The sequence below is a fragment of the Nostoc sp. CHAB 5715 genome (assembly GCF_020829685.1).
Taxonomy (GTDB): Bacteria; Cyanobacteriota; Cyanobacteriia; order Cyanobacteriales; family Nostocaceae; genus Nostoc.
Genome location: NZ_JAIVFR010000384.1, coordinates 1 through 6,474 on the forward strand (window position 1 = coordinate 1; position 6,474 = coordinate 6,474).

Annotated in this window: 6 protein-coding genes; 2 read left to right on the top strand and 4 right to left on the bottom strand. The window is 38.2% G+C overall.

The features are described from left to right. Window positions 1–341: hypothetical protein (locus LC574_RS20735; protein ID WP_229455343.1), on the bottom strand; the 341-nt coding region annotated here is incomplete at its 3' end. Between the two features lie 30 nt (window positions 342–371). On the opposite strand from LC574_RS20735, the gene LC574_RS20740 reads away from it, so the two are divergent. Then, entirely contained in the window at window positions 372–719 is a 348-nt protein-coding gene (locus LC574_RS20740; protein ID WP_229455344.1) for a hypothetical protein, read from the top strand. A gap of 46 nt (window positions 720–765) precedes the next feature. Here the strand turns inward: LC574_RS20740 and LC574_RS20745 are convergent, their stop codons facing one another. The 3 genes from LC574_RS20745 to LC574_RS20755 form a co-directional block, all read right to left on the bottom strand. Then, window positions 766–1,209, bottom strand: a complete 444-nt coding sequence (locus LC574_RS20745; protein WP_229455345.1) for a type II toxin-antitoxin system VapC family toxin — start codon at window positions 1,207–1,209, stop codon at window positions 766–768. After that, window positions 1,197–1,436 (bottom strand): hypothetical protein, encoded by a 240-nt coding sequence (locus LC574_RS20750; protein ID WP_229455347.1) that lies wholly within the window; start codon window positions 1,434–1,436, stop codon window positions 1,197–1,199. The genes LC574_RS20745 and LC574_RS20750 overlap by 13 nt, the downstream gene beginning before the upstream one ends. Window positions 1,437–1,605: 169 nt before the next feature. After that, complete coding sequence (locus LC574_RS20755) at window positions 1,606–4,599, bottom strand: TaqI-like C-terminal specificity domain-containing protein (RefSeq protein WP_229455348.1); 2,994 nt, start codon at window positions 4,597–4,599, stop codon at window positions 1,606–1,608. A 1,074-nt stretch (window positions 4,600–5,673) separates the two neighbouring features. On the opposite strand from LC574_RS20755, the gene LC574_RS20760 reads away from it, so the two are divergent. Next, a partial coding sequence (locus tag LC574_RS20760) for a fibronectin type III domain-containing protein (RefSeq protein ID WP_229455349.1) occupies window positions 5,674–6,474 on the top strand: 801 nt, incomplete at its 3' end.

A 6,474-nucleotide genomic window follows, 5' to 3' on the forward strand; every position in this document is an offset into this window, starting at 1 on the left:
ATAGAACTTATGCCTATACTAGAACGGATATTGGCTGCTGTATCGTTAGCCATCCGTTTTTCTTCACTATGTTTGGGATATTTTTGAGCTTCGACTTTATCTGCAATTAATTCTAGTCGCCGATATCCTTGGGCGATTTGTTCGACAGTTTCGCGGTTGCTGGTGTTACCAATTAGTAGGCGTAGTTCTTTAATGTTCGTGAGGCGTTGTGCAATAGCGGTGAAGCCAGAAAGGAAGAAGTAACCTACCGCAAAATGGGCTGCTGCTGATGAGTCGAGAATGCAGTTGATTTGGTCTACTAATTTTTGATTGCGATTATCTATAATATCATGTATAGGCATAAGTTCTATAACTAGTAGTTGAATAAAATTATGAGTGATTCAGAACGTATAGAGAAACTGGTTGAATCTAACGCTAAAGCAATTCAAGCATTGACAGAGCGAACCAATGAATTCATTCAATCTAACGCTAAAGCAATTCAAGCATTGAGAGAGCAATCCAATGAATTCATTCAATCTAACGCTAAAGCAATTCAAGCATTGACTGATTTATCTAGTAGCATTTTACCGAGGCTAGATGAGATGCAACGGCAAATGGTTAATACACAACGCCAAATGATTGATAATCAAAGAAGAATCGATGATAATACCGCAGATATAAGAGAGTTAACGCTAGAAAATCAGAGAATTTTGAAATATCTAGAATCGGGAAAAAAATAATTTTGCTAAGGTGCATTAAATAAATTTAATGCACCATATCCAGAGTTCAAGATGCTAAAACTTCGCTGAGGATAATAACTGGTAAGCCAGGGACATTACGAAAGCCTTTATCATTGGTTATAAATTGGTTGCAATTAACAGACAAAGCTGTAGCTGCATGAATAGCATCGGGTGTTTTCAGGTTGGTGGTAGCCCGGAGACTCGCAGCTTGTCTTAGCACAGATTGGCTGATAGGAACTAGTTGCACTTCTGATGAAATTAGCAGATTTTCGTAAGATTGAATTAGAGAAATATTTGCATTTCTCAATGGTAAAACTAGAGCTTCCATTAGTATTAGTTCACTACTGATGATTTCAAGTTCACCCAATTGAAACTTTAACCATAGAGGTTGTAGCAATGAATAATATTCTGGATTGGCTTCAATGGTATAAATCACCACTGATGTATCTACATAGATAGCGCCAGAAGAAGGGAGTATTAGCTGTCCCATGAATCGCGTTCCTGTTGCAGTTGTCTATCTATATCCTCGGTGGTTCTGAAAGCGTGTTTACTACGGGCTTGTTCTATTAACTCTAAGACGGAACCCCGTTTTGATACAGGCTTTTCTGGCAAAATCACAAATACATCAACGCTGTCACCAATCTCGGCTTCTGGAATTTCTATTTCTATTTTGTTTCCTGGTAAAACTTTAGTTGTGATACGTAAAGCTGCTTGCATGATTTTTTCAACCTTATATAGTTAGGATATTTTCGTAAATATCTGCCAAAAATGTGTAGGTTGGGTTGAGGAACGTAGCTTGCTTCCCGCAGGGTAACCCAACATTTAGCGGGTTTTGTTGGGTAACGCATTGCCTCAACCCAACCTACGAATATTCTAGTCTATTGTTCTACAAGCCATACAGGGCGGCGACTCGTTCATCTATTTCTTTCTCCCATATTTCACAGTTAACGCCTTTTGTGTCTAGGCATTTTTGGACTAGTTGAGATATGGTTTCGCGTTCGGTAGTGGAAGCGTTGGGGATGGGAATTTTTTCAACATATTGGCGTTTGAAACGCAAGTAACCCCCTCGTACTTGTGCGCCAATTTCAAGAAAATAATGATGAACTGGCGATGAATTTAATACTCCCAGTAGATATAAATCATAAACTGGAATAATAAAGGCTGTCATATCCGCATAACCACCTGTCATGTCAAGTGCAAAACGTGGCTCTAGAGCAATGTCAGGAAATACGATTTTTGGATGTTCAAAAGCTTTATAGTAGGCACATTTTCTTAGTTCCCACCAATAATCCCCTTGGTCACTACGTTGTTCTAACTGTTGTCTCCATTGATTTAAGTGATTAAAAATAGCAGGATATCTTTTGATATCTGTACCTACTTTTGTAGTAATCAAGCATCTATCTGTATAGCTAATTTTCCATTTGCTAATATCTTTCCCAACAATTAACTGATTAATAATTTCTTCGCTTTTTCCATCTGATTCTATTATTTTTTGCTTAGTACTTCCTTCTATCCAGAAAGCACGATTATATCCTGTTTTTAAACCAGTATAGATTTTTGTATTAATATACTCACCTAATGGAATGCCCGCTTCTTTCATGTTTCTAAGTCGGTTAGCAGAAGATGTATCAGTTAACGTCCAATTTGAACCATTTAGAGATGTAGGCTGTAATTGTTGCCCCTTTTCCCTAATTATTGCTGAAACATCAGGATAAGGAGGTTCTAAAGATTTAACCTGAGTAAAAGTAGTTGAGTCGCTAGCTGAGTTATTATTCTGAGCTATAAAAATCATTGGGTATGTAGTTGCACTCTTGAAAACAGGTAAATCTCCAAAGTCTGTAATACTGTGAATATGACAAGTTTCAGCAATGTGCTTTTTTAGCTTATCCCCATACTTAGCGCGAAACCATTTATTAGGAGAAATAAACGCTAACATTCCACCTGATTTTAACAGTTGCAAAGCACGGGCATAAAAGAAACAATATAAATCAGCCGTCCCAGTATAAACAGCCGCATACACTTTTTGTAGTGTCGGCTTTAAGTGTTTAATTAATTCTTGACGCACATAAGGCGGATTCGCTACCTGAATATCAAAACCACCATCTGCAAATACTTCTGCAAACTCTACCGCCCAATCAAACCCTGCAACTTGAGTGCTACCATGAGTGATTAGTGCAATTTGAGTTTTTAACTCATTAATTTCCTGCTCTAACTTTTGCTTCTTACCTCCTTCATGAGTTCGCATATACTCAGCTTTCTTTTGACGATATTGGCTGATAAACTCATGTCTAATCACTCCCGTTGTTGCAGGGCTGGGTGCAATCAAACTATCTCCCGTTTCAATTTTATATTTTAAGTTTGGTAGCGGTGGCGGATTATCACCCTCATACTCTACAGCTAGCGATAGCCACAACCTTAACCGAGCAATATTGACTGCAAAAATGTCAATATCTACACCGTAAAGATTATTTTCAATAATATCTAATTTTCGCTGATAGACAGTATTAGAGTCTAGACCTTTGTTAGCAAATAAACATTGGCGCAAATCTAATAATTCATGAAGCATTCCGAGTATATAAGCACCGCTTCCAGCAGCTAAGTCGCAACACTTGACGCGGCGCAATGCTTCGAGAATTGCTTCTGGATTCTTAATATTATCTGGATGATGTTCATCAACAAATTCTGATATACTATCAGTGGCTTCTCCTAATACCTGGGTTTTTAAATATCCTTTTAGTGCCTCACGACACATAAACGAAACTATCGGTTTTGGTGTATAATAACTGCCAGATTCATGCCTCCCTGTTACGAGTTCCTCGAACACTTTGCCTAACATTTCTGGGTCAACTGCTACCTCTACATCTAGCGGTGTACTCTCGGTGACGGTGAAAGCAAAACGTTGAAATAGGTTATGAATGATACTATCTATACATTCATCTGAAACTATAATTTTATGGTCTTTGTCATCTTCATCTTGTTCAAATAAACCACCGTTGAGGTAGGGTACATGACCAATTAGGTCTTTCAGTAAAGCTCCATCATTAATGTTTGCTATATCATATTGTTGGGGATTATTCAGTCCTAAAAAGAAAAGGTGAGAAAGTCTATCTTTATAAAAGTTTTTATTTGATGTACTATCATCTTTTAGATAAGCTTCCCATAAAGCTGATAGATAATCTATGCTTCCTTGGAATTTTAGCCAACCTTTTTTCTGGATAAATCCAATGAACATTAGACGGTTAAATAACTTTTGGGTGAATAAGCGTTTACTTTCCTTGTCTGTGTTCCACTCAATTAATCCTTCAACTTTCTCAAAGGTTTTACGATACTCTCTAAAAAATTCTTGGGTGACAGCTTCAACATCAAACGCCTCATCATGTCGTGTCTGAATATCTAAGGGTGATGCGTTTGGATGAATATTTTCCAAATCTAACAGACTGATTCTTTCTGTGGCTGTGCGTAATTGTTCGCCTTCTCCAACGGTAATCCGGCGGAACAGCTTGCGTTTTTGCAGGGTGTTGTCATATTTGACATTAATAAAGTGCCACTGCGATCGCAATTTATTAGAAAATACAAATAGTGCATAAGGATGTTCTTTCAAAAGATAATCAACGACTCTTCTTTCACTTTGTCTTGATAAGTCTTCTGAACTCAAACGCGCATAAATAACGTGAAAAGTATTATTAGCACCACCAGAGGCTAATAACAAGGGTTCATCTGTCAGTTCATTAGCAACTGCATCAGTTAATGTTCGACGAGAAAGTTCTTTATTCACTCGTTCGTAGTTCAATTTACTCCAAAACAATTTTTTGAGTGCATCAAGACCTTTCAGGTTTTGGAGTGAATTTAATATAGACTCTTGCAGTTCTAATACAGACATAAATATAAAACTTGTGGCAGATGTGTATTTTTACCAAAAACCGCACAGTAAACTCTGGCCAAGAGGCTTACACCTCGCAGCATTTCTAAAGTTTTTAAGATATGAAAAATTGCCGCAACTCAGATAAAAATCTGCTGCGTTTAAATTGTTCTATACCTCTAAATTAAAAATAATTAATCTGTAATGAGATATTTATAGAAGTAGTATGTTTCAACAAAGCTACAAATTATATAAATTTAATTTACCTGGATGTTATTTTGTTCAGTAATTTCGCTGAACTAGCTAAACTTTAGTATAAAAATTTATAAAAGCTGGAGAAGCTCACAGTATGAAGCGTCATGCTGAAACTATAGCGCTTCTGGGTTGAGTTCAATACAGACCTAACCCCCAGCCCTTTCCCTACAAGGGCTACCGTGTACACACAAGTCTTTTTAAGTGGTTTCACAGACTTTTAATCCCCCCAACCCCTCTTGAAAAGCAAAGCTGTTTCATTTGCTCAAAGGCTCAAAAAAGACTTGTGTTGTGAATGAAAAGACTTGTGTTCTGAACGAAACTACTTGTGTTCTGAACGAAACTACTTGTGTTCTGAACGAAACTACTTGTGTTCTGAACGAAACTACTTGTGTTCTGAACGAAAAGACTTGTGTTCTGAACGAAAAGACTTGTGTTCTGAACGAAACTACTTGTGTTCTGAACGAAAAGACTTGTGTTCTGAACGAAAAGACTTGTGTTCTGAACGAAACTACTTGTGTTCTGAACGAAAGTACTGGTGTTCTGAACAAAACTACTTGTGTGTACACCCTAGCCCTACTAGCGTTGGGGAGTAAGATTCTAAAGCTTCTTTCCTAAAACGCAAGAGATCAGGGTGCATTGCATACAAGCGAGAAACGCTATAGGTAAGCTTGTAGCGTGAAAGGAGTAATAATAAAATTGCGTTCAGGTGAATACCCTAAAAAATTTGGTATGTTACTCATGCTCAGACGCTTACGCAACCGTAAAATTTTCTCGGTGGCTATGCTTGTGCTTGTTATATGCTTTACTCTGTTAAGTGTGCGTTTATTTGGGCAAAGAATTATGACATCAGCACCCCAATTGCTCACCGACCCATTTTTGCAACTGCCAACTGAAACCTCAGTGCAAGTAGTTTGGTTTACTGAGTTTGCTGGTGTTAATCACACAGTAACCTACGGTGAAAATCTTAAACAAACTGCTAAGGCAAATACTACCAAACTCAGTCGCACTCGTGAAGACCAACACTCAAAAGTTGCAAACCAAATCAAAGACGGACAAGTTTATCAAAAACCCGTCTGGCGTGATATTTGGCGACATGAGGCTGAGGTGATTGGGTTAACTCCTGGTTTGCGGGTAAACTACCGCATTACGAGTGTGCGAGAAGACGGTGAGAATGTTAACAGTGATGTTTTTAGCCTCGCAGCTACTCCAAAACCGGATACACCACTAAAAATTTTACTCACCTCTGACCATCAGTTAAAGCCGATGACAGCAGCAAATCTGCAAAAGGTGGTAGAAACAGTTGGACGGGTTGATGGGGTGTGGTTTGCCGGTGATTTGGTCAATGTTAGCGATCGCGCCTCAGAATGGTTTGATGATAATAGTGGTGGTGCGTTGTTTCCCAGTTTACAAGGTCGTGCTAAATATGACATGACGCACGACGGTGTTAAGACAACCTACACTGGTGGACAAATAATTCAACATGCACCCATGTTTACTTGCATTGGCAATCATGAGGTGATGGGGCGATTTACCAGAACGGGAAGTTTAAATGATGAATTTGATGATACAATTCCCCGTGCCGTCGCTCAAAAAATCTATCGGGACAAATCTTTAATAGATAATTCTTTTAATACTAATACC

What these genes read in the sequence shown, in the direction of transcription:
- LC574_RS20755 (WP_229455348.1), bottom strand. Translation starts at nt 4,599, where the DNA reads ATGTCTGTATTAGAACTGCAAGAGTCTATATTAAATTCACTCCAAAAC.
- LC574_RS20740 (WP_229455344.1), top strand. Translation starts at nt 372, where the DNA reads ATGAGTGATTCAGAACGTATAGAGAAACTGGTTGAATCTAACGCTAAA.
- LC574_RS20745 (WP_229455345.1), bottom strand. Translation starts at nt 1,209, where the DNA reads ATGGGACAGCTAATACTCCCTTCTTCTGGCGCTATCTATGTAGATACA.
- LC574_RS20750 (WP_229455347.1), bottom strand. Translation starts at nt 1,436, where the DNA reads ATGCAAGCAGCTTTACGTATCACAACTAAAGTTTTACCAGGAAACAAA.